Annotated in this window: 24 protein-coding genes and 1 pseudogene; 17 read left to right on the forward strand and 8 right to left on the reverse strand. The window is 67.3% G+C overall.

Annotated elements, in window-relative coordinates:
• Nucleotides 1-90: 90 nt before the first annotated feature.
• Entirely contained in the window at nt 91-528 is a 438-nt protein-coding gene (locus tag U3653_RS31370; RefSeq protein WP_195083320.1) for a DoxX family protein, read from the reverse strand.
• Between the two features lie 201 nt (nt 529-729).
• On the opposite strand from U3653_RS31370, the gene U3653_RS31375 reads away from it, so the two are divergent.
• Nucleotides 730-1,164 carry a VOC family protein gene (locus U3653_RS31375; protein ID WP_195083321.1) on the forward strand — a complete coding sequence of 145 codons (435 nt, stop codon included), beginning with the start codon at nt 730-732 and terminating at the stop codon, nt 1,162-1,164.
• A gap of 156 nt (nt 1,165-1,320) precedes the next feature.
• On the opposite strand, the gene U3653_RS31380 is transcribed toward U3653_RS31375, so the two are convergent.
• Nucleotides 1,321-2,517 (reverse strand): L,D-transpeptidase, encoded by a 1,197-nt coding sequence (locus tag U3653_RS31380; RefSeq protein WP_195083322.1) that lies wholly within the window; start codon nt 2,515-2,517, stop codon nt 1,321-1,323.
• A 203-nt stretch (nt 2,518-2,720) separates the two neighbouring features.
• On the reverse strand, nt 2,721-3,167 hold the full coding sequence (locus U3653_RS31385) for a MarR family winged helix-turn-helix transcriptional regulator (protein WP_323124019.1): 447 nt from the start codon (nt 3,165-3,167) through the stop codon (nt 2,721-2,723).
• Between the two features lie 111 nt (nt 3,168-3,278).
• Between U3653_RS31385 and U3653_RS31390 the strand changes: the two genes are divergently transcribed.
• Together U3653_RS31390 and U3653_RS31395 are read left to right on the forward strand one after the other, a co-directional pair.
• Nucleotides 3,279-4,406 carry an NADH:flavin oxidoreductase gene (locus tag U3653_RS31390; RefSeq protein ID WP_195083323.1) on the forward strand — a complete coding sequence of 376 codons (1,128 nt, stop codon included), beginning with the start codon at nt 3,279-3,281 and terminating at the stop codon, nt 4,404-4,406.
• Between the two features lie 122 nt (nt 4,407-4,528).
• Nucleotides 4,529-5,707, forward strand: coding sequence for an MFS transporter (locus U3653_RS31395; RefSeq protein ID WP_323124018.1), 1,179 nt, complete (start codon nt 4,529-4,531; stop codon nt 5,705-5,707).
• Between the two features lie 124 nt (nt 5,708-5,831).
• Here U3653_RS31395 and U3653_RS31400 read toward each other — a convergent pair whose 3' ends face one another.
• The gene (locus U3653_RS31400) at nt 5,832-6,404 is read right to left on the reverse strand and encodes a TetR/AcrR family transcriptional regulator (RefSeq protein ID WP_195083324.1); all 573 of its coding nucleotides are present in this window, start codon (nt 6,402-6,404) and stop codon (nt 5,832-5,834) included.
• A gap of 362 nt (nt 6,405-6,766) precedes the next feature.
• Between U3653_RS31400 and U3653_RS31405 the strand changes: the two genes are divergently transcribed.
• From U3653_RS31405 to U3653_RS31440, 8 genes are all read left to right on the forward strand, one after another.
• Nucleotides 6,767-8,008: a lipase family protein gene (locus U3653_RS31405; protein WP_195083325.1), complete on the forward strand. Its 1,242-nt coding sequence runs from the start codon at nt 6,767-6,769 to the stop codon at nt 8,006-8,008.
• A 190-nt stretch (nt 8,009-8,198) separates the two neighbouring features.
• A complete protein-coding gene (locus U3653_RS31410) occupies nt 8,199-8,834 on the forward strand; it encodes a hypothetical protein (protein ID WP_195083326.1) in 636 nt (211 codons plus the stop codon).
• An 837-nt stretch (nt 8,835-9,671) separates the two neighbouring features.
• Nucleotides 9,672-10,820, forward strand: a complete 1,149-nt coding sequence (locus tag U3653_RS31415) for a zinc-dependent alcohol dehydrogenase (protein ID WP_195083327.1) — start codon at nt 9,672-9,674, stop codon at nt 10,818-10,820.
• A gap of 11 nt (nt 10,821-10,831) precedes the next feature.
• A complete protein-coding gene (locus tag U3653_RS31420) occupies nt 10,832-11,404 on the forward strand; it encodes a hypothetical protein (protein WP_195083341.1) in 573 nt (190 codons plus the stop codon).
• Nucleotides 11,405-11,579: 175 nt separating this feature from the next.
• Nucleotides 11,580-12,221 (forward strand): hypothetical protein, encoded by a 642-nt coding sequence (locus tag U3653_RS31425; protein ID WP_195083328.1) that lies wholly within the window; start codon nt 11,580-11,582, stop codon nt 12,219-12,221.
• An 807-nt stretch (nt 12,222-13,028) separates the two neighbouring features.
• Nucleotides 13,029-13,541: a hypothetical protein gene (locus U3653_RS31430; RefSeq protein ID WP_195083329.1), complete on the forward strand. Its 513-nt coding sequence runs from the start codon at nt 13,029-13,031 to the stop codon at nt 13,539-13,541.
• Between the two features lie 497 nt (nt 13,542-14,038).
• Nucleotides 14,039-14,698, forward strand: coding sequence for an MAB_1171c family putative transporter (locus tag U3653_RS31435; protein ID WP_195083330.1), 660 nt, complete (start codon nt 14,039-14,041; stop codon nt 14,696-14,698).
• Nucleotides 14,699-14,851: 153 nt separating this feature from the next.
• Nucleotides 14,852-15,010 (forward strand): hypothetical protein, encoded by a 159-nt coding sequence (locus U3653_RS31440; RefSeq protein ID WP_323124017.1) that lies wholly within the window; start codon nt 14,852-14,854, stop codon nt 15,008-15,010.
• 153 nt (nt 15,011-15,163) lie between these two features.
• Here U3653_RS31440 and U3653_RS31445 read toward each other — a convergent pair whose 3' ends face one another.
• Together U3653_RS31445 and U3653_RS31450 are read right to left on the reverse strand one after the other, a co-directional pair.
• Nucleotides 15,164-16,381, reverse strand: coding sequence for an NAD(P)/FAD-dependent oxidoreductase (locus tag U3653_RS31445; RefSeq protein WP_195083342.1), 1,218 nt, complete (start codon nt 16,379-16,381; stop codon nt 15,164-15,166).
• A gap of 96 nt (nt 16,382-16,477) precedes the next feature.
• Entirely contained in the window at nt 16,478-17,380 is a 903-nt protein-coding gene (locus U3653_RS31450) for a helix-turn-helix transcriptional regulator (RefSeq protein WP_195083331.1), read from the reverse strand.
• 111 nt (nt 17,381-17,491) lie between these two features.
• Here U3653_RS31450 and U3653_RS31455 point away from each other — a divergent pair, with 111 nt between their 5' ends.
• From U3653_RS31455 to U3653_RS33270, 5 genes and pseudogenes are all read left to right on the forward strand, one after another.
• Complete coding sequence (locus U3653_RS31455) at nt 17,492-18,832, forward strand: hypothetical protein (protein ID WP_195083332.1); 1,341 nt, start codon at nt 17,492-17,494, stop codon at nt 18,830-18,832.
• Nucleotides 18,833-19,142: 310 nt separating this feature from the next.
• Nucleotides 19,143-19,211 (forward strand): annotated as a pseudogene (locus tag U3653_RS31460) (hypothetical protein); the annotation flags it as partial.
• A 106-nt stretch (nt 19,212-19,317) separates the two neighbouring features.
• Nucleotides 19,318-19,407 carry a hypothetical protein gene (locus U3653_RS31465; RefSeq protein WP_324722493.1) on the forward strand — a complete coding sequence of 30 codons (90 nt, stop codon included), beginning with the start codon at nt 19,318-19,320 and terminating at the stop codon, nt 19,405-19,407.
• 40 nt (nt 19,408-19,447) lie between these two features.
• Nucleotides 19,448-20,275 carry a GAF domain-containing protein gene (locus tag U3653_RS31470; RefSeq protein ID WP_324722492.1) on the forward strand — a complete coding sequence of 276 codons (828 nt, stop codon included), beginning with the start codon at nt 19,448-19,450 and terminating at the stop codon, nt 20,273-20,275.
• 334 nt (nt 20,276-20,609) lie between these two features.
• A complete protein-coding gene (locus U3653_RS33270) occupies nt 20,610-21,245 on the forward strand; it encodes a recombinase family protein (RefSeq protein WP_353963126.1) in 636 nt (211 codons plus the stop codon).
• A gap of 213 nt (nt 21,246-21,458) precedes the next feature.
• Here the strand turns inward: U3653_RS33270 and U3653_RS31480 are convergent, their stop codons facing one another.
• The gene (locus U3653_RS31480) at nt 21,459-21,662 is read right to left on the reverse strand and encodes a cold-shock protein (protein WP_195042958.1); all 204 of its coding nucleotides are present in this window, start codon (nt 21,660-21,662) and stop codon (nt 21,459-21,461) included.
• A gap of 378 nt (nt 21,663-22,040) precedes the next feature.
• Here U3653_RS31480 and U3653_RS31485 point away from each other — a divergent pair, with 378 nt between their 5' ends.
• On the forward strand, nt 22,041-22,460 hold the full coding sequence (locus U3653_RS31485; RefSeq protein WP_195083334.1) for an ATP-binding protein: 420 nt from the start codon (nt 22,041-22,043) through the stop codon (nt 22,458-22,460).
• Nucleotides 22,461-22,467: 7 nt separating this feature from the next.
• Here U3653_RS31485 and U3653_RS31490 read toward each other — a convergent pair whose 3' ends face one another.
• Nucleotides 22,468-22,842 (reverse strand): MerR family transcriptional regulator, encoded by a 375-nt coding sequence (locus U3653_RS31490; RefSeq protein ID WP_323124014.1) that lies wholly within the window; start codon nt 22,840-22,842, stop codon nt 22,468-22,470.
• Nucleotides 22,843-23,186 lie beyond the last annotated feature (344 nt).

A 23,186-nucleotide genomic window follows, 5' to 3' on the forward strand; every position in this document is an offset into this window, starting at 1 on the left:
AGGGCGAACCGACCCTGAACGCCCCTGCCGGACAACGCCGAACGATCGGCGGGCCGGAGCCTGCCGATCGTTGTCGTGCCTGTCGTGTTGTCACCGGGTGAACAGCGAGCGCAGAGCGAGGGTGTCGCGGCGCTCGTAGGCGATCCAGGCGAAGATCCCCGACAGCACCAGCGGGAAAGGCGCGTAGGCAGGCATATCGGTCAGGAAGAGGTTGGTGGCCGCGGCCAGCAGGGTCAGCACCGACAGGCCGACCGCGGCCGGGCCGCTCAGGCGCCGCACCAGCAGCCCGACACCGCCGGCGATCTCGCAGATGCCGACGAAGTACATGAACCAGGGCGAGCCGAACCCGGCTTCCCGCATCGCGGCCATGTTCTCCTCGGGAACCATGTCGAGCACCTTCGGCAAGCCCGAGGCGACGATGAAGAACAGGCCCAGGACGATCTGCAGTCCCCACAGCACACGGTTGCGGACTTTGCCGGGGCGGACGGTGGCGGCGGCGTTGGTGGTCGCGGCGGCGATGGTGGTCATTGCTGTTTCCTCCAGGGTCGGTCGCGCTCTTCGGTAGCGCGTTCACCTGATAGGACGGCGGCACTCGCGAGGATTCATCGGTCGCGGCGGGAAATTTTTGCCGCCGCTGCCGGGTGCGGTCGGACAGGCGGCCCGTCAACCGGTCAGTGACGGTTGATGTCCGGGGCCCGCGGTGACCCGCGCGCCCCTTACAGTGGATCGATGGCATCGGTCAAGCAGGTCCAAGTCACCTTCGACTGCGCCGAACCCGAACGCGTCGCTCGTTTCTGGTGCGAGGTGTTGGGCTACGTCGTACCGCCGCCACCGGCGGGCTTCGCAACGTGGGACGATTTCGCCCGCGCACAGCCGCCCGAGCGTCAGGGTTCGTCGTTCGCCTGCGTCGATCCCTCGGGAGTGGGCCCGCGACTGTACTTCCAGCGCGTCCCCGAAAACAAAGTCGTCAAGAACCGGGTGCATCTCGACGTGCGGGTCGGCACCGGCCTCGTCGGTGAAAAGCGCCTCGCCGCCCTGGAAGCCGAGTGCGCACGATTGATCACCCTCGGCGCGGTCCGCGTGCGCCTGCTACCCGCCGATGACCACAACGAGTCGTGCATCGTGATGCAAGACATCGAGGGCAACGAGTTCTGTCTCGACTGAGGGTGCACATCGCCTACCTCGGAGACGGCGCGGCGTCGGCGGTGCACCGGTATCGCGGCTTGTACGAACAGGACGCGCTCGCGGCTCGATTCGTCGCCGACTCGCCGGACGGGAACTCATCGAGCGAACCGGCTCAGCGCCGCTTTCTCGTTCGTGTCACGCGGGAGCGCCGCCGCGGAGCCAGTCGGTCCACGGGATGCTCCAATCGCCGTTGTGCCAGATGTCGAGGGGTTCGCCGCCGGTGTTGCGGACCTCGACCACGTCGCCGGGGATGACGAAATCGTAGAACCACGCGGCGTCGGCTGGGGAGATGTTCAGGCAGCCGTGGGAGACGTTGGTGTTGCCTTGGGCCCACATGCTCGCGGCCAGCGCGTGCACGAAGATTCCGTCGTGGCTGATGCGGACCGCATGGTCGATGCTCGTGCGGTAGCCGAGTGCGGAGTTGGTGGGCAGGCCGTAGCTGGCGGAATCCATGATGACCGGGTTGTTGCGGTCCAGCACGGTGTAGACGCCGGGGCGAGTCCAGAACGACATGGTTCTGCCGCCGACGACCGCCGTGCCGCCCATGCCCATCGATGTAGGCATGGTGCGCACCAGGTTTCCGTTGTCGAAGACCTCGATCTGTTTCGTGTCGTCGTCGGCGATCGCGACGTGCGCGGGCCCGATGAGCACTGAGACCCGTTGGTCGCGTAGGCCGTAGCGGCCCTCGCCCAGGGCGACGCCGAAGAGTTCGGACTCGATCGTGATCCTGGTTCCCGGTGCGTGATACTGCTCCGGCCGCCAGTGCGCGTTCTGGTCGTCTAGCCAGTACCAGCCGCCGGTGACCGCGGGCTGGGCGGTGACCCTCACCTGGCGTTCCACCGCTGCCCGATCGACGGGTTCGTCGAAATGGGCGACGAGCACGAAACCTACTCCGTAGGTGTCGTTGTCGGCCAGCTCGACGAGATTGGCGGAGCGCAGCGAGACATCGACGAGCTGTCGCGGCGCCACCGTGGCGCAGGTCGCCGTCGCGGTGACATCGCCGGTTTCGCCTTCCGCCACGGCTTTCACGGTGTAGGTGTGCCCGTAGCCCAGTGGTTCGGTGCTGGTCCACGTCCGCTGATCGGGGGCCGATACGCCCGGCAGCGCTCTGCCCGTTTCATCGATCCATTCGACCGACCGCAGCGTCCCGTCGGTGACGGTGATCGTGCCGAGACCGCGCGCGTCGACATCGCGGGCGCCGGGTGCGGGATCGAATCGGAGGGTGGCGGGTTCGGGCGGCGGCGCGAGTTCGCGCGCCCATCCCCATCCGGCCAAGGCGAGGCCGCCCGCACCGGCGAAGCCGATCAGCAGCCGACGACGTCGCAATGCCACCGTCCATCTCCCTTCCGGATCCGGGCCGACCTGTCCGACAGCATGCGGCAGCTACCCACCGCTCGTGACGCCGACGACCGGCATCTCCACCGATCCGCCGCACAACCGATACCGTTCCTCGATCGCTGGGGGACGCGCGCAACCGTCATCGATGGCCTGCGAAACCGCAGGTCACCCCGCCTGACCGACTACGCCGTCAAGCACTACGGCACAGCGGGCGAGTCCGCTCGAGCGACGAAAACCCGCTCCAGCAGTGCGTACAGACAGTCCCGATCCTGATCACCGAGCCTGTTCAGCCCGTCTTGGGTGGCGCGCATTTTCGCCCGGATGGTGTCGATCACCTGCTCACCCTCGGGCGTGATGACGAGATTGGTGACCCGCCGGTCGGATGTACTGGTCTCCCGGCGCACGAGCCCCCGCTTCTCCAGCCGGTTGATGATCCCGGTCACGTTGGAGGCGTCGCAGGCCATGGTCTCGGCCAGGGCACGCATCGCGACGGGCCCCCGGCGCAGCACGGTCAGCGCCTTTCCCTGGCTCGCCGTCAGGTTCTCACTCGCCGCCGCGACGGTGAACTCGCCGTAGTAGACGCCGAGCGACACCGACAGCAGCTCCATCAACTGGGCCGTGTCGACGCGGGGAGCTTCTGCCATGGCAGCCAGCCTATCCGCAGAAACTTGACTATCTCAAATATTTACCCCTAGCGTGTGTGGCCATTGCTTGAAGTTCTCAACCATCGCAGTCGCACCTCCGAGGAGTACTCAGTGACCGACACCACGTCCGTCGCCTCTCGCACCGCCGAGATCCTGTCCCGGCCCGTCGCGCTGAACGGCCTGACCGTGCCGAACCGCATCGTGATGGCGCCGATGACGCGCATGTTCTCCCCCGGCGGCGTTCCCGGTGACGATGTGCGGTCGTACTACGCCCGCCGCGCCGCCGCCGGCGTCGGCCTGATCGTCACCGAGGGCACCTACGTCGGCCACGAGTCCGCCGGGCAGAGTGATCGGGTGCCACGGTTCCACGGCGAAGAGCAGCTGGCGGGGTGGGCGAAGGTCGCCGAGGACGTGCACGCGGCAGGCGGCACGATCGTGCCGCAGCTGTGGCACATCGGCATGGTCCGCAACCAGGGCGACGCGCCCTACCCCGACGCGCCCGCCGTCGGCCCCTCCGGTATTCGCGTCGACGGCACCGAGGGCTTCGGTAAGGCCATGACCCGCGGTGACCTGGACGACGTCATCGGCGCCTTCGCCGAGGCCGCCGCCGACGCCGAGCGCATCGGCTTCGACGGCGTCGAACTGCACGGCGCGCACGGCTATTTGCTCGACCAGTTCCTGTGGGCGCGCACCAACCGCCGTGACGATGAGTACGGCGGTGATCCCGTGGCCCGGACGAGGTTCGCGGCCGAGGTCGTGGCCGCGGTTCGTGCCGCCGTCTCGCCCGAATTCCCGGTCATCTTCCGTTATTCGCAGTGGAAGCAGGAGGCCTACAACGCGCGGCTCGCCGAGACCCCGCAGGAGTTGGAGGCGATCCTGGCTCCGCTCGCCGCGGCAGGCGTGGACGTCTTCCACGCCTCCACCCGACGCTACTGGCGACCGGAGTTCGACGGCTCGGACCTGAACCTGGCGGGCTGGACCAAGAAGCTCACCGGCAAGCCGACCATCACCGTCGGCTCGGTCGGCCTCGACGGCGACTTCCTCCGTGCGTTCACGGGCGAGGGCGCCGAGCTCGGCAGCCTCGACAACCTCCTCGATCGCCTGGAGCGCGACGAATTCGACTTGGTCGCCGTCGGTCGCGCCTTGCTCCAGGACCCGGAGTGGGCGTCCAAGGTGCTGGCGGGGCGGATCGATGAGCTGAAGCCGTACGACGCGGCGGCGCTGAAGACGTTGAGCTAGGCGAATTCCGTTCGGCTCGGCCGGCACTTCCGACGGCCCCGCACGTAGATACGAAAACGGGCGCGACGATCGGGTCCATTACCCGCCGGAATCTTCGACGAGGTGTTCATAACGTCGGTGCCATGGAAACCGATCTCGTTCCCGGCGCACCGGTCACCACTGCGTTGCGGACACCCGTCGTGTGGTTCATGGCGCCGGCGGCCGCGCTGGGCACCGCGAGTATCTATCCGTTGCAGCCAGCCATCGCGGAAGTGGCTGGTTCGCTGCACACTTCGGTCGCCGCCGTCGGCACGGCTCTGGCATGCGGTCCGCTCGGCTACCTGGTGGGCTTGGCGCTGCTGGTGCCGCTGGTCGACCAGTTCGCACCGCGCATCGTGGTCGCGACCCAATTCGGCGCGTTGGCCGTCACATCGGCGGCGAGTGCGATGGTCGGTTCGCCCTGGTTGCTCGGCCTGGTTATCGGCTCGGCCGGGGCAGGGTCGGCGGTCGGCGCCCAATTGAGTTCCATCGCCGGGCGTTTCGCCCATCCGTCGCGGCAGGCCACGACACTGGGGATCGTGACCGCGGGCATTTCGGCGGGCATTCTCGCGGGCCGGATCGTCGGAGGGTGGCTGACGGAACTGATCGGCTGGCGCGGCATGCTTCTCGCCTTCGCGGCGGCATGCGCCGTCGTCGCAGTAATTGCCTACCTGCTGTTACCGGTCGTGCACGGGAGTGCAGCCTTCGGTTATCTGGCGACGCTGCGCGGATTTCCGGGGCTCTACCGCGAGTTCTCGGCGCTGCGGTCGGCGGCGGTTCGCGGCGCCCTGTGGTTCTTCGCCTTCTGCGCGATCTGGGCGGGACTCGCGGTCGCACTGTCGCAGCCGCCGTACTCCTACTCGGCCGAGCAGATCGGCATGTACGCCGTCGCCGGGCTGCTCGGCATGGTCGCCACTCGCGTCTCGGGGACGTGGACCGATCGTGTCGGTGCGCGGCGGGTGGTCGCGGCAGGGCTCGTGCCGGCTCTCGCCGCCACGGCGGCATTGAGTGTCCTCCTGCCGTATCCCGTCGCCGCCCTTGTCTGCCTCGGCCTGTTCGACGCCGGGCTGTTCGCGGCCCAGGTGGCCAATCAAAGCACGGTCCTGGCGATCGACCCGGCCGCACCGGCCCGCTTCAACAGCGCCTACATGATCGTCTACTTTGTCGGCGGCAGCTTGGGCACCGCGATCGGCGCCGCCGCCGTCGGCTGGATCGGCTGGCCCGCCACCGCCGCCCTCGCCACGGCGGCGATCGCTACCGCCATGGCCTCGCTCCGGCGGTAGCCGCTCGGCGGTTACCGCGGCTCGATCGTCCTCCCCCTTGCGGGAGAAGAGTTCCGGCCATGGCTCGACGCGAGCCGAGCAGCAAGGACGGCTACCGGATCGGTGCGCTCACCACGACAGGCGTCTATCGGGTCCACTGATCGATCAACACCGCCAAGCGGGCGTCCCGCTGAGCCGGCCGCAGACGTCCACCGCGGTCCAGGGTCGCCAGGCCGTGCAAGGCGCTCCAGCCGACCTCGGTGAAGGTCTCCGGATCATGCTCGCCCGCGAACGGCGAGAAGGCGGCGAACATGACGGCGAACGCGTCCCGCAGCGGCTGCGAGGCATTCTCGCCGAACGCCAGGTTCACCTTCATCAGGAACATCGCGTCGTAGAGCGCGGGTCGTGAAGTCGCGAAGTCGAGGTAGGACCGCGCCACCGCCGCCAACGCCGCGCGCGGCTCGCCGCCCGCGGACTCCAATGCCTCGCGGCTCCACGCCGCCATCTCCGCGATGCCTTCCTCGGCGACCGCGGTGACGATCTCGTCCTTGCCCGCGAAGTGCGAATACAGCACAGGCTGGCTGTATTCGATCCGTTCCGCCAGTCTGCGCACAGTCACCGCGTCCCAGCCCTGCGACTCGGCAAGCTCCCGAGCGGTGTCGATGATCAACCGATGCCGTTCGGCGCGCTCTCGTTCTCGTCGCGTCTGGGTCCCCATATCCGGACTATAGCATTGCTTGGCAAACTAGTGACACTAGATCCGGTCTCCTCCCCCAGCGTTCGAACGGTTAGACCGGCACCAAGCGGGGGTGTGTCGGCGGCAGCACCCCCGCGGTGGTCGTTCGCAGGGCAACGGCACCGCGCAATCCGGCGATCGCAGCACGCCTACCGGATCACCCGATGCCCTGGCGGCGGCGATTGCCGATCGAGCAGTCACCATCCGGTGGATCGTCTAGACTCCTATACACGGCTACCGGTTGCGGGATGTTTCCGTCCCCCGATGCGGACGCGGCGTGTGAATTCGCGTCACCGCTTTCTCCTCTCTGTTCCGGATGAAACTCATACGGCAAGGAGCGGTACATGACTGCACAATCCACGACGATCAATGAGCCGACGCTGCAAGACAAGATCACATACCAGCTGTGCGAGTATGCGAATCTGGTCAACGGCATCAGTAAAGAAGACAGCGACCTGGAGGCCACGCTCTCTCAGCAGATCCAGCGGTATCTCGACACCAACCGAGAGGTCATCGGCGGGTGGGAGATCGTCTGGGGTCCGGGAGTCGCGCTGTTCGACACCGACTTGTACGCGGTCAACGCCCTGTACATGGTGCGAAGCACCGAGGATCGCTCCCGGTACGTGATCGCCATGGCCGGCAGCACCGACGCACTGGTGTTCGACTGGCTCGTCGAGGACTGCTTCATTCGCCAGACGCCGTGGTTCGCGAACGGCGCCGCTTGGCACAACATCGGCACGGCCATCGGGGTGAAGACCCTTCTGAATATCAGACCCTCCGGCAACCGTCCCGGCGCCGGTCACACCTTGCCCGAGTTCCTGAGCGCGCTCGGCGACAAGGCGATCGACCTGAGCGTCACCGGCCACAGCCTCGGCGGCGCCCTGTCACTCACGCTGGCCCTGTTCCTGCGCGACACCCAGTGGCTATGGGACAGCTCCGAGAAAGCCAGGATCAGCGTCCTCTCGACCGCCGGACCGAGTTTCTGCAATCAGGAATTCGTCAACTACACCACCCAACGCCTGCAACGAGTGAAGCGCTACGCCAACGACCTCGACGTCGTCCCGCACATGTGGAACCCGCCCGATATCGAGGACGCCAAGGCTCTCTACTCGAAGAACAACCAGCCTGCTCCCGCTGGCATGGAGGTTGTGTTCGAATTGCTGAAGATAAAGGCGTCCGTGTCAGGCCAATACGCACACTTCGATCCCACCAGCGGCGTGTTCCAAGGCACGTTCAACAATGACATCAATCAAACGCAAGGCTCGACGTCAGACGATCTGTACTTCAAACAGGTCGGCTACCAGCACATAGGCGGCTACCATGATTTCTTCGAAATCAAAGGCGTGCAGTGGCCGCAGGGCGTCGTAGCCATCCCGCCGGTCGGCACCGACACCGTGCTCAACCGCATCCTGGCCGCGGGCGGTCTACCGCTCGGTGACGGTGCCGGAAAGGTATTGGCGAACCGCCGTCCGGTAACCGTCCCGCTCGACGGACAGCCGGTGGAGCTGCCTACCGACCACGACAGCCCCGAAGCCGAGGAACTCGTCGACCGCGTCACCGCCGAGTTCGACCCCGCCTCCGCGTGAACTGATGCTCGCGGGCCCCGCACTCGGGGCCCGCGAGCGTCGATCCGGTCCAGCGCCGGCCTCGGCAGTCGGCCGCCACGACTATGCCGTGGTTTCCAAGGACTTGAGCCATCGCGTTGCGCATGGATGAAAGCCGGTATGCGATAGGCGTTTCGTCGCGACGGCGCGGTGGGAAATATAGGTTCGTCCCGTGCTCGAACGCATCGCCCCGCATCAGCTCGCCTGGTTCGCCGCCTGGGTCGCCGACTCGGCCGAACAGGCTGACGGCCCCCCGCTGCCGGCGACCTACGACCATACGATCGCGGTGCTTCATTGTGATGCCGAACCGGCCACCAGCGGCGTGACCGCGCCCTCCCAAGGATCGTCCGGAACCGAAGGGCACCCGTCGGACAGGCAGAAGGCCGTCCTCGACCGAATCCTCCTCACAACCACCGGCCCCGGTGCCCCGGCCTGCCTTGCGTCCTATGACGCCGACCCCGGTCCCGGCCCGGCACTCCTCATTACTGCCACGTCTGCCGATTCGGTGCCACCGTCGGACGACGCCGTGTCCGCCCACGCCCTGGGCGACCCGCCGCTCGGCGAAATCGCCGAGCGGGTGAACGGGCACATCGCCTACCTCCTCGTCGCCGCCCCCCTCCAGGACTTGGTCTACACCGCGTGGGAGGCCCGCTGGGACTACGAACAACCCGTGACGATGCTCTGGCCCGCCGACCGCACCTGGTGCCTGTCGAGCGACCCCGACCTTTCCTACACCGTGATCGGCTGCGACCACACCCTCGCCGCACGCATCCTCGCCGAGCCGGTCCTACGCGCACAAGAGCTGTGAGCCAGCGATGTGCACACCGCATCCGGCAGGCATCCCGGGCACGATCGCGGTGGTTGCCGGTTCGAGCCGCGCCCGCGCCGACCACCCTCCCATGAAGGCCGATCGAGGCTGCCGCGAGGCTGTGACCAGCGATAAAATCATCACCAGGTCGGGGAATCGCACAATATTCGATCTCGGAAGGAGATGAGTTCGATGGGCTCCTTCGGCCTCGATCTCGGCGTCGGCCTCAACGTGTTCCTCAGATGGCTCGCCATCACGTTCGGACTCGGATTCGGCCTCAGCTGAGCTATACGCCGTAACCTCGCCACCACGGCAGCGACCGCACCACAGGCGCCGGCTGCCCGTCGTCGGCCACCAACAGCCCCGACCGCCACCGCGCCCGGCCGACTGGAATCCGCGCCGACCAGCCCACTCGGCGGCACGGGGAAGGTCTGGGGCGGCCGGACCTGACGACCCGCGGAGCCGGCCGAGTATACGGTGCCCGATCCCCGGCGTCGAACCCGGCGTACCGACGCGGCGGGCCGGTCGAGCCGTTCGGCAGCCATGACCGTCCGCAGCATCCGAGGAATGATCATGACGTCGCGTCACCCGCCTCCCTACGAGCGAACCCGCCATCCTCCCGCTGAGCGAACGCGGACTTGCGCCGGCGCGGCTGGGGAGAACTCCCCCGCGGTGGCGTAGTGCCGATGGCATGCGACGGCGGTCGCGAGAATTCGTCGCACTCGATCGGCCGTCCACACGTCTCCGGTGAAAGGGCGCCGGCCGCGGGCGGCTGGTCGTTCTGTTTTGCCCGGCCGGGTGAGGGTAGGACGACAGCACCCCGGAGAAAGGAACGGTATGCGTGCAATGGTCTATCGCGGGCCGTACAAGGTGCGCGTCGAGGAGAAGGACATCCCTTCGATCGAGCATCCCAACGACGCCATTGTCCGGGTGCAGCGTGCGGCGATCTGTGGTTCGGATCTGCATCTGTATCACGGCCTCATGCCGGACACCCGGGTGGGAATGACTTTCGGGCACGAGTTCGTCGGCGTGGTGGAGCAGGTCGGCGGCTCCGTGGAGAATTTGCGACCGGGCGACCGGGTCATGGTGCCGTTCAATATCTATTGCGGCTCGTGCTACTTCTGCGCTCGCGGACTGTATTCCAACTGTCACAACGTGAACCCGAACGCCACCGCTGTGGGCGGTATCTACGGCTACTCGCACACGTGCGGTGGTTACGACGGAGGCCAAGCCGAGTACGTGCGGGTGCCGTTCGCCGACGTGGGACCTGCCAAGATCCCGGACGGACTCGACGACGAAGACGCACTGATGTGCACCGACGCCCTCGCTACCGGGTATTTCGGCGCGCAATTGGGTGACATCTCCGAGGGTGACGTGGTGGTCGTCTTCGGCGCGGGGCCGGTCGGTCTGTTCGCCGCGAAGTCGGCGTGGCTGATGGGCGCGGGGCGCGTCATCGTGATCGACCATTTGGAGTACCGCCTGGAGAAGGCCCGCAGTTTCGCCCACGCGGAGACGATCAACATGGCCGACTGCGCCGACATCGTCGTCGAGATGAAACGAGTCACCGACTACCTGGGCGCCGATGTCGCCATCGATGCGGTCGGCGCCGAGGCCGACGGCAACTTGATCCAGCACGTCACCGCGACCAAATTCAAACTCCAAGGCGGCTCACCGATCGCACTCAACTGGGCCATCGACTCGGTCCGCAAAGGGGGCACGGTGTCGGTGGTCGGCGCCTACGGGCCCATGTTCAGCGCCGTGAAATTCGGCGACGCGATGAACAAGGGCTTGACCCTCAACATGAATCAGTGCCCGGTGAAACGCCAGTGGCCGCGCCTGCTGTCGCACATCCAGAGCGGCTATCTGAAGCCGAGCGACATCATCACCCACCGCATTCCGCTGGAGCACATCGCCGAGGGTTATCACATCTTCTCCGGCAAACTCGACGAATGCATCAAGCCGGTGATCGTCCCTCAGTACGCGTGACAGGAGTTCCGATGCCTTACACCGAAGAACACCCGCCGGTCCCTTCCGCCGATGAGCTGCGAGCCCGAATCCCCGGATGGGGCGTGGATTCGGATCCGAAGAATCGGCCGTCGGTCCCCAAACTCCGCTACGATCCCGGTGCCACCGGCGCCCACTGGGATTTTCCGGACCGTCAACCGGAGAACGCGCCGCGGGAACGCTCGATCGAGCACAAGTTCCTGACCCCGGTATTCGGTACGTCGACGCCGCTGCGAGGTCTGTCCGGTGTGATCCGCCGCTCGGCCTATGCGAAATTCAGCGAAGCCCGCGCCGCCCACTGGCTGCTGTTGATCGTCGGCGACCGGGTCGACGTGGCCGAGAACCGCGTCCGGTCACTACTGGCCGGAAAGCCGGACAACCCGATCACCGAGACCGGTGTCAAAGCCGAATTCACACACCACGGACTGCGGGACCGTTTCACCGGCAGCCGCGTGGATCGCGCCCATATGTGGATGGACCCGATCATCGTCGCCGCCCCCTGGATAGCTTCTGCGGTGGCCGGCGTAGCGGCAGTGCGGTCACTTCGGCGGCGCAGAGATCGGTAGCTGGTCACCACCGGCAAGGCACCGATCGCATTCTTACGAACCGCAGCGACGAAAAGCCGGAGACCGCCGCCACCGCGGGCCGCCCGGGGCGAACGGACTGCACGCGTTTCCGTGCGTATGGCGGTGCGCAAAGGGTAGGCCGCGTATGCAACCTACTTCAATGAATGGAGGCGTCATGAGAGACGTCGACGACACCGTTCACGCAGGCCACGGCCGTCCCCTTCGAATTCCCCGTAGCCGGGGAGCCCTCGGCGGGCTCGCGGTGCTGCTGCTGGGCTTCTGGGGTGCGCTGATCCCGTTCATCGGACCCTACTTCGACTTCGCGTTCACTCCGGACGACCCGTGGGTGTGGACGCCGGCGCGCGGGTGGCTGCAGGTGTTGCCCGGCGTCGCCGCGATCATCGGCGGATTGCTCATGCTGGCCAGCCGCAACCGGCTCGTGGCGAGCTTCGGCGCGTGGCTGGCGGTGGCGGCGGGCTTGTGGTTCGTGATCGGTCCGATACTGGCGGACACCCTGAAAATCGGGGATGTCGGCGAACCCGTCGCCACGTCCGACCTGAAACGGGCCCTGCTACAACTGGCCTACTTCTATGGTCTCGGGGCGCTGATCCTGTTCTTCGCCGCGACCTCGCTCGGCCGATTGTCCGTGCGCAGCGCGCGCGATATCGCCTTCGCGCGACGCGAGGTCGACGCCCGATCCGCCGAGGCCGACAGTCGGCGTCGCGTAGCCGACGCGCCGGGCCCTGTGGAACCCACCTCCCGGATCGAAGCCACACCGGGGCAGCAACCGAACAAACCCGGGCTGTATCGCAGCTGACCTCACCTCCAACGTTGCTGAACGGTGGCCGCGCAGTTCCATCCGCCACGTTGCTCGCAGCACCGTGTGGCACACAATATGGTCGGCTCGCGCGTGTCGGGGGTCCTTCAATCGCGGTAGGGGCTCAGGAACGTTTCCCGACGAATCCCGCACCGCATCCAGCCAGAACGCACCCTGCCCACCCGCGATGCGAGTCGCCCAACCGGTTCAGCCCGATCCGCGGGTGAAGACCTACGCGACTGCCGGCAACGCCTTGTCGGCGAGTTGCCGCGCTGACGCTGATCGGCGGCGCGTTGATGACCTGCAGTTCGCGTAGGCAGTGGGTCCACACCTGCCTCGAAGGGAAGATTCCCGCATCCGTGGACCGCTCGGTGCGCGTGCGATTCCAGGCCCATCCCAGGGAAGGCAGGTTTCCGGTCTTCGCGATCAGCGACGATCCGCGAAATCCGTCGTGCCGATCCCTGCCCCATCTTTCCGCGCGGGAGTGATCGCGCTGCGCCGCTGAACGACATCGCGCGTCAGCGCCTATGGCGGTAGGAACGGGGCCGGCTGCGCGACCACCCTCCTTCATGAGCAGGTGGCAGCCGCCACGCACCGCACAGGGACTTGTCGAGCACGTGCTGACCGAACTGGGTTCCACCTACCGGACACAACAGGTCGCGGCATGGATGGCTGCCTCGCGCAACAGCTCGGGGAGTATGAGCGAGGCGAGAAGGGTTGCGCGACAGCCTACTTCCGTGACATTGCGCTGTAGGTACTACGCTCGTCGCATTATCGGCATCGGTCACGTGGTGGAGGAAAGGCGTAATGGAGGATCTCGCCGCGCGATTCGAGGAACTGGGCCGGCTGGTACCGATCCCGCACCCATGGGACATAACGGAATACATCGCTCGGGTGGCAGAGTACCGGGAGCGCCCGATCACATTGTGCCCTATCGGCATCGGCGCGCTTTCGGGCAGCGGCTGCGGCACCGGAAGCGGTCTGTGGATCGCCCGGGAAGGTGACGACGTGATCATGTACGGGGCCGACACCGAATGGCATGCCGATCACATCATCGCCCACGAGATCGGTCACATGCTGCTCGGCCACGGAGGGATCGCAAGCGGCCCCGATGATGCCGCGGCCGACCTGCCGTTGCGGGAATTGATGCCCTCACTGTCGCTGGAAACCATCCGCAGCGTACTGCGCCGCCAGGACTACGACAGCGAGCACGAGCGCGCCGCCGAAACCTTCGCCGACCTGCTGCTGGTGGAAGCGATGCTGCCGAAGCGGTCGGCGAGCCGATTCCGCTCGACCTTCTTCCGACAGCGGCACCGATGAGATGACCTCGCCGATCCCGGGTCTGATCACCTGGCCTGTGCTGACAGGTCTCGCCATGGTGTTCGCCGGTCGGTGCTGGCTGCTGCGGGACAGCATCGTCGACGGGCTCGTCAACCGCGCGCTCGCCGCCGCTGTCGTCGAACACCTACTGCGGGAGGCATGGTTCGAACGGTCGCTGGCCTGGCTGCTGCCCGGCGACGCCGGCGACGTGGTGCACCTCGCCCAGCAGCTCTCCCTGGGAGCAACCGTGTTGGCCGTCTCCTATATCTACGGCATCGCCAAGTTGTGGGCAGGCGCCGATCCCGCCCAGACGTGGCGCAGGCAGCGGCGATATCACCTCGTCACGATCACCGCCACCGCCGTCATCCTGATCGCGGGGACGCCCGCGCGCCGAGCAGACCAGTTGATCGACCAAGCCCTCGGCTGGCCTGCTGTCGTGGTCTGGGTCGCGTTCTCCTTGCCGCTCGGCGCTACGGCCCTGCTCGTCGGCCGGGCGAGTGTTGCGCGAGCTGCGCGCCGCAGGCGACGCCACCTGGCAAGAACGCGCACTCTACACAGTGGTGCTCTGCACCGCGGTGGGCCTCGCGGCCGTGGCGGTCGTATACCCGTTCGAGGCCATCGGCAATGTCCTGACAGGCCGGCCGTCATTCGATCCCCAGATGCGTTGGAAAGCCTGGTGCGGCTTCCTTCTCTCGGCCGTCGGCGCTCCCGCCGCGGTCACGGTGCCGCTGATCAGCACCCTGCTCACCCGCTACGGATGGGACCGCGCCGGCCGATACTGCCGACGCCTACGTCCGATGTGGGCCGACCTCACCGCAGCCGTACCCGAAATAGTCCTGGAGATGCGGGACCGAACGGACCCGGCGATCCGTCTGCACCGCATGACGGTCGAGATCCGCGACAGCCTGCTGCACCTCGAGCGCTACAGCGCAGGGCCCGACGACCCTACCGCCACCAGCGCTGACCCACATGTCTATGCCCGACGCGTCGCGGAGGCCATTGCCGCCAAAGCCGCCGGCCACCCCCCGAACAAGAGCCGATCCACGCCCCGGCACCGAGTCCAACCGGGGGCACGGGACCTCACCGCGGAGCTGCGCCGGCTACTCGCACTCGCCGATGCATGGCCAGGTGTTCGCAACCTGACGGAGTCGCCGTAGCGTCACGCCCGGATCACGCCGCCTGCGGTCCACCACTCAGGTAGGTAGCCCGGGGACCAGCGGACCGTCTGGACTGTGATCGGTTGTGGTGCATTACGCGTCGGCCGTGTCGGACAAGTTGTCGAAACGTCTCGTTCCGGACGAGCTTGGGCGATGGCGGAGCCGTTGCTGCCGAAGTTCGAGCCACGACCGCATGCCGACAAGGCGTACGACACCGCCGAGCTGCGGCAATGGGTGCGCGATCGGGGTATCGCCGTCCGCATCGCGCGCGACGGCATCGATTCCTCGCAGCGCCTCGGCCGCCACCGCTGAGTCATCGAAGGCACCATCTCCTGGCGCACCGGCTACCACCGGCTCACCATCCGCTACGACCGCAAAGCCACACACTTCCTCGCGTTCCTCACCCTCGCCGCGGCGCTGACCTGCCTCGAGAAGCTCACGAAATGCGCCACATGAGACGTGGTCTCAGTGTCCGTACTCGGGTGCGGCCTGCAAGTCGGGCGCGGCGGCGGCCAGCAATGCGTCGCGGTCGCGGTTCAGCGGTGGGTAGATACGCCGGGTATTGATGGCGCGCTTGGTGTCTTTGGCCTCCTCACCGCACGCGACCACATGGCGGTCCCAGCCCTCGGTATACACCGCTCCTGCCGGTCCCAGATCGAGAACCGTTACATACCAAGGGATCCTCAACGGCATCATGGGCTCGCCCAGCAAATCGCCGATGACGTTGTATCCCGCCCATCGGCCCATCGGGCGGCTGTGCTGGCAGGACATCACCGACATATGCGCGTCGTCCATTTTCGCGGCTGCGACGTCACCTGCGGCGAATACCCCGGGCACACCGCAGACACGCAGATAGTCGTCGACGGGGAGTCGCCCCAGCCGGTCACGGTCGACGCCGAACTCCGCGGTCAGCAGGTTGGCCCGCATGCCCGCACACCAGACGACAGTGGCGGCGGGCACCATTTCACCCGAGGAAAGCGTCACCCCGCGTTCATCGATGGACACCACCCCGACGCCCAACTCCGTCTCGATCCCGGCGGAGGCCAATGCCGCCTCGATGACCGGTCGAGCCGATACACCCATGTCCGAGCCGACGAACGGGTTGCGGTCGACCAGGATGACCCGCGGTGCGACGGCACGCGTGGCGAAGACGTCGGCGAGCATCGCGGGCAGCCCGGTCGCCTCTTCGATCCCCGTCAAACCCGCCCCTACGACGACTACCGTGGCGGCCGCAGGGTCAGCGGGGCCCTCGGCGAGCCGGCGCAGGTGAGCCTGCAGTCTCGTCGCCGCGTCGTGGGTATCGATGTCGAATCCGAACTCTCGCAGGCCAGGGATATCGGGCTTGGCCACCTGGCTGCCCAACGCGAGCACCAGCCGGTCGTAGCCGTGAGCGCCCGCGGTGGATTCCACGATTCCCGCCGCAGCGTCGATCGCCGTCACTTCGCCGATGATGTGCTCGATTCCGACCGGATCGAGAAGAACGCTGAGCGGGATGCGGGATGTGCTCAGATCGGCCTCATAGTCACGCACGCGGATGTCGTGGTAGGGCGTGGAACTGATCATCGTGATATCGACGGTTTCGCCCGCCACACCGAGCTCGTCGAGCCGCCGGGCCGCCGCGAGCGCCGCCCACAGACCCGCGAACCCGGACCCGAGGACCACGACCCGCGACGGATCGGTCACTGCAGCGCGCTGCACATCGTCATTCTAAACTTCGTGATCGTTGCTGCCGCTGGTCTGGACGCTGGAAGCCCCGAGGTACCGAACCAATCATGGCCCTCAGCCCGCCGCCGCGTGATACAACTCCCGATGCTCCGCCCACGGACGCCGCCGCTCCTCCGGACTCATCGCCAACAACTCCCGCAACTTCCCCCACGCCACCTCATCAACCGGCGTATACACCTGCATCCACGCATTCGGCACCGACGGCAACGACATACTCGTCAAAAACATCTCCAACTCCCCCACCGCCAAATTCCGCACCGCCTTCGTCCGGCTCACCGGCACCGCCACATCATTCAACGCCCACAACGACGCGAAACTCTCACTCTCCGCACACAACTCCGCGATGAACCCCTCCCACCCCGGATCACCCAGATTCTTCGCATACGCCCCACGCAAATACCCCACCATCCGCCGCAGATCATCCCAATTATGCCGGTAGGCGTTGCAGCACTCCGGGGTCAAAAACACCCGACGCGCCACATTCCGCTCCCCCGCCAAGAACCCCGGGCACAACGCCTCATACGAAGAGTTGTGCGCCAACACGTCATATCTCGCACTCAACACCACCCCCGGCAACGGCTCCAGATGGTCCAGAATGACCTGCAACTCCTCCGGCAACGCCGACCCCGAATCCACCGAAGGCACCGTCGGCACATCCGCCAACCGATACAAATGCGCCTTCTCCGCCGCATCCAACGACAACGTCCGCGCCACCGCGTTCAACACTTGAACACTGACATTGATCTCGCGCCCCTGCTCGAGCCACGTATACCAGGTCACCCCGATTCCCGACAATTGGGCGACTTCTTCGCGGCGCAGTCCCGGTGTGCGTCGACGAGTCCCGGTGGGAATTCCGACATCCTCCGGCGAGATACGGGCTCGCCGGGACTTGAGGAAGGCTCCCAGTTCGGCACGCCGCGCTCTGCGCACCGCCCGCACGTCGACTACATCGGTCATTCCAGAGATCATCCCGGACCGTGACACAAGTATCCAGGTGCTGCCAGTACCCGTTTCGAGGCGGCGCGGCGCGGTGATGTTCGGTTTCTCCCGGCTGGGTACGTCTGGGAAATGGTGCGATGGCGTGAGGTACTCGAAGGCGTCACCGCGTTCCTGGCCACCGCGGTGGCCGGGCTGTTGCTGGTCGTACCGCTCAGCTTCGGCCGGACCTGCCGTTGCACGCCTTATCAGGTCAATCGGCTGGTGCTGAGCGTGCCGCGCGAGGCGGCGATCGGTGTGTTGGTGGCGGCTGTCACCGCGGTGGTCGCGGTCAGCCTGGCCCGGGCGCGCACCGCGTGGTGGATCGCTCTGGCGGCGACGTCGTTGCTGTTCGTCGCGGACACGGTGGAAGCGCACAGCGCCTCCCCGGACATCCTGACGACCACCGCCTACCTCGACGCGATCGGCAGCGGCGTTCTGCTCGGCGCGACGGGCGTGGCGGTACTCGGCCGCCGCGTGCCCGCGACGGGTCTGGTGCTGGGCGCTGTCGGCTGTTTCGTGGTGATCACGCTCTCGCAGGCGTCGGGACTGCTGGGCAATCCCCATCGCGCGACGACCGAGCCTCGGGTGTGGTCGGTGTTCGAAACGCAGCCTTGGTGGTTGCTCGCGGCGGTGGCCGGGCTCATCCTGGCGTGCCAGGTGGCGACCCGGCACCGGTTCACGCCGGAACCGATCTATCCGGAACTGCCGCTCAGCCCCGTGGTCGCCGCGATCGTGCTCGTCATGACCGAATTGGGCGTCGCGGAGTGGCGCTTCCGGCATGGCGACGGCAGTATCGGGCTCATCGTCACGGCGGTGTGCACCTTGCTCGCCACGACCGTCGCCGCCTGGCTGCTACCCCGCCGGGACGGCATCGCGATCTACCTCGCGGTCGGGCTCAGCGCCACCGGCAGCGCGGTGGGCAACGGGCCGCGACCGGCATGGAGCGTGCCGCTGCTGCTGGGCCTGATCCTGCTGGGCTATCTGGCCGGAACCCGAATCCAGCCGTCGAATCCGCTGGTCGGCGCCGGATTGCTGGCCGCAGTCGCCCTGTTCGCCTCCGTTGCTCCGGCCGGTGGCATGCGCAACACGGTCACGGCCGCGCTGGCCGTGGCATCGGGGTATTGCGCGGCCGGTATCCAGCCGCGAACAGCGGGCAGCATTCTCGCGATCGCCATCCTGTGGCGCCCCTCGACGGTGGCGCCGGTCCGCACCGAATCATTCGACTGGACGATGGTGTCGCCACACCATCTCCACGACTGGGGTCCGGTCACCGTGGTCTCGGGCTCGGAATGGGCGGCGTTCGCCATCACGGTCGGTTGCGGAGCCGGACTCGTGATCCGCGCTCTCCCCAAGCTCAGGACACCTTTCCGTAGCCAACTCGCAACCTGGCCGGCCTCTACAACAGATCTGACACCTCGCATCAACGCCTGAGCGCAGGCCGCATCCGGCCCATCGGTCGGAGGTGGTCGTAGTGAACCAATTGTCGTCGGGAGCTTCGGTAAGCCCGACCTATGGATCACGGCCGCGGGCGACCTCCGGCTTCCGGCCCGATTCCGCCGCAGGACTGGAATCCACACCGCTGCTCAGATCCTTCTCGCGGCAGACCTCACAGACGGCGTCCTCCTCATGTCCGGCCCTGACGCTGTCGATGCGATGATCACGCGGGCGCGGCAGGCGTACTCCGGTACCATTCGCGCACGACCCGGCCCTGGCCGCCGTCCGCACCGGCGACGCCCTGGTCGTGCCGATACTCGACCGACTCGCCCGCTCGGTTCCCGACGCTCGGGCCATCGGTGACTCCCTCGCCGCCCGCAGCATCCGCCTACAGTTGGGCACGATGATCGACGACCCGACCGACCCGATGGGCAAGCGCCCCGCTGAATCTGCACGCCGCCGGCGAGCACACCATCGCCGAGCTGGCGGAGCTGTTCGAGATGTCGCGCCCGACGGTGTACCGAGCCCTCGACCGCGCCGGCATCACGGCAGCCACAACGGATGCGACATGACCGCCGCGACCACGTACTCTACCCAGGCCTGCACACTCCCATGGGAAGCGAGCACCACACCGTGTCGATCACCGCTGACAGAACCGCCCTCACCGACCCCGCCCGGCTAGCTGCGGTACGCCGTTACGAGATTCTCGACGCTCCAACCGACGGCCAGTTCGACACCATCGCGGCGACCGCCGCAGCGGTGTGCGGCACCCCGATCGCCACGGTCAGCATCGTCGACGCCGACCGGGTCTGGTTCGCCGCGACCAAGGGACTGGATGGTGTCGCGCAGGTCGGCACGGAACCGGGACTGTGCGCGTCGGCGTTCTGCGCCGAGGGCCCGTACGTGGTCAACGACGCGCTCACGGATCCGCGCACCCTCGATCATCCGTTGGTACGTGGTGAGCTGGGGCTGCGGTTCTACGCCGCCGCCCCGATCGTCACCGCCGACGGGCACCACCTCGGCACCGTTACCGCAATCGACGCCATGCCTCGGGAATTGAGCGAGGTGCAGCAGACCGTGCTCGGCTATCTCGCCGACCAGGTCGCGCAGCACCTGGAGCTGCGCCTGGCCACCATCGAGGCGGTACGCGCCGAACGCCAGTTGCGCGACGATGCCGAGCAACGCGCCGCTGCCGCCGCCGAGCTCGCCGCCCGGATACGAGCCGCGGCCGCCGCACAGGCCACCACGCCGCACCCTGAGCACTGCCAGCTCGGCGGCACCGCCGGCTGCACCGCGCCGGCCGAACTGAAGATCGCCGATTCGTGGGGCGACTCGGCCTGGGGCTGCACCACCCACGTCGAAGAGGCCATCATCAACGTCCGTTCGGTGTTCATCGCCAACGAGGAACTCGGTGGCCTGGCCGCCTACCTCAACCGCTGACCGTCGCCACGAACCAACCTCCCGGCCCCCGTTCGGCACCAGCAGCCCGGGTGACCGCCCGCCACGCGCACACCCGCAGCTGCGACCTGCTCGGCCGCGTCGCCGAACGCGGCAAATGGCCCACTTCGCCGCGTTCCTCGCAGCCCGCCGAGTGATCCGCCCCCTCGACGAATACCGCATGACTACCACAGGTCGCCGGCGCACCGGACGTGGTCACTGCGGAACATCACGTGCTCGACAACCATGTCATTCGCCCTTCACCGTGGTGGGGTGTGTGTTGATGGCGGGTGGGGTCCACTGCCAGTGAGCAGCGACCTGGGCGAACCGGCACAGCATTCGTTCCGGAGTCGTTCCACCGAAAGCGTTCCGAAAGCCCCCGTACGCTCCGGCCGGCGGACTCGAACTCGGCTACGCCCGAGTCTCGACCACCAAGCAGAGCCTCGAACGCGATCTCGACGCCCTCGCCGACACCGGACTGCCCGATGAGCGGATCTACGTCGACACGAAGACCGGCGCGACCGTCGACCGGCCCGGTCTGACCAAACTGCTCGAATACGCACGCCCCGGCCACACCGTCGTCGCCTACACCCGCAACCGGCTCGGACGGAACCTGCGCGAAGTGCTGAACCTCGTCCACGACCTCGGCGAGAAGGGAATCGGTGTGCGCACCCTCGCCGACCCCACCCCGTTTCGACACCGCCGACGAAGGCATGGCCCGCCTCGCGTTCCTGCTCCTGGCGCTGTTCGCGGAAATGTAACGCACCTCGCCGAACGCGCCGCCCACGCCCGCGCCGTCGCCGAATCCAGAGGCCGCCACATCGGCCGGCCCGCCGCTTGGCCCGACGACAAGATCGGCTACGCCCGACTGCCCCCCAAGCAGGGAAACAGCCTCGGCGAGATCACGAGCAAGACCGGCATCCCGAAGACATCACTGCACTGCCACCTCACACCGACCGCCGAACAGGAGTGACCCCGGCAGCGACCTGGCCGACCCGGCTTCATGCACCGGGTGACCCGATCGTTGACGGCACGCCCAGTCAGTCGCTGTGGTAGTCCAGGTCGAACTGTGGCTCCCGCAGCCATCGCCGCGGGCACGGGGCGATGTGTACCGGGTTCAACGAAAAGAGCTCCGCACCGACCTCGGTGCGAAGCTCTTCACAAACGATCACGCGATCGCGCGGAATCAGATGGCGCGGACGTCCTGGGCCTGGGGGCCCTTCTGGCCCTGTTCCACCGAGAACTCGACACGCTGACCCTCGTCGAGGGATCTGTAACCCGAGCCGCTCACCGCGGAGTAATGCACGAAGACGTCCGGGCCGCCTCCGTCTTGAGCGATGAAGCCGAAGCCTTTTTCACCGTTGAACCACTTCACACTGCCTTGAGCCATGCTGTAAACAACTTCTTTTCTGTAGTGAGCCGAGCAGACTCTTGGTGAGAAGCCCGTACTCAACCTCTCACTATGCCACAACCGTCGCCGTTCGGCTCGCCGCACGCAGTGATCAGAGGGTTGGGGCCTACGGGGTGCGGACGGCTGAACGTCACGCCGAAGACCTGCCGCCGCCCGGCGGTTCCCGCCCCGGCGCCGACCCGTGCGGGGTATTCGCCCCGCTCGACACCCCCGCGAAGCGGGACTTGTCCTTGGAACGCGGTCCGTGGTGAGCGTGGGTGCGGTGTTTTCGTGGGGGTGGGTGAGGGTATGTCGTGGCCGAAGTAGTGCTGTCCGTGTGGAGGCCGGTACTGGGCGAGTGGAAGGAGGGGGTGCAGGGTGGGTGTTTCGACACTGGATGCGGTGCGTGCCGACGAACGCGCCGAGGGCGCTGTTGTCGAGTGGGATCTCGAGGTGGTGTCGTTGGGGCAGCTGCGGGCTGCGGTGCGGCGGCTGCTCGCCCCGCTCGCCGGTATCGGGGTCGAGGACGCGGTGCAGGTGTGTGACGAGCTGGCCAGCAACGCTGTCGTGCATGCCCGCGCCCCGCGTGGTTGCCGGTTGACGGTGGCCGGCCACGGCGGCTGGTTGCGGGTGGAGGTCGAGGACGCTTCACCCGCGCCCGCGCGGATGCGCCGACCCGACCACACCGGCGGGCGGGGGTTGATCCTGGTCGATCAGCTGGCCACCTGCTGGGGTGTGGACTACCACGGGCCTGGCAAGACGGTGTGGGCCGAACTGGGTACCCGCTGCGGCGGCTGATCGGAGTTCAGCTGTCGTGGTCGGGCTCGGGCGGGTTTCGTCGGGTGAGTTCGGCGTTGAGTTCGCGGGCTTGGGTGAGTTGGTTTTCCAGGACGACGATCCGGCACGCCGCTTCCAGGGGTGTGCCGGCGTCGACGAGGGCGCGGACCCGCGCGGCGATGCGCAACTGGGAGCGGGAGTAGCGGCGGTGCCCGCCGGGTGAGCGTTGCGGGGTCAGCAGTTCGGCGGCATCGAGGCCGCGGAGGAAGGCGGGGGTGACGCCGAGGATTTCCGCGGCCCTGCCCATGCTGTAGGCGGGGTAGTCCTCGTCGTCCAGCCGGTCGGCGGCACCGGAAACGTCGGCGGGGTCGATGGGGCGGGTGGGGTCGTTCGGTGGCTGCACAACACCTCTGGGGCTTCAACGTCGGCAGGCCCCGGCGCCTGTTGCGCCGGGGCCTGGGATCGAGGGGGGTTTCACATCGCTCCCGCTGGTCGGGCGGTAGCGCCGACCGCGGGGACCGCGCCCGCCAACAGCCCGGGACGCGGAATCTGGGAAGAGCTGTTCAGTAACCACCTCCTGGGTTGCCGGACGTGTCTGCGGGGGTTCGTCATCCCCTCCGGCGGTCCGGCCGACTGCACCGGATTCTCTTCTCCGCCGGAGGGGATGGTGGATCTTGCTTCCGGTGCAGTTCACCTGCCCGGCCAACCAGACATCTCATCTCCAACGACAGTGAATGTACTCCCCGC

The sequence above is a fragment of the Nocardia implantans genome (assembly GCF_035544775.1).
GTDB classification, from domain to species: Bacteria; Actinomycetota; Actinomycetes; order Mycobacteriales; family Mycobacteriaceae; genus Nocardia; species Nocardia implantans.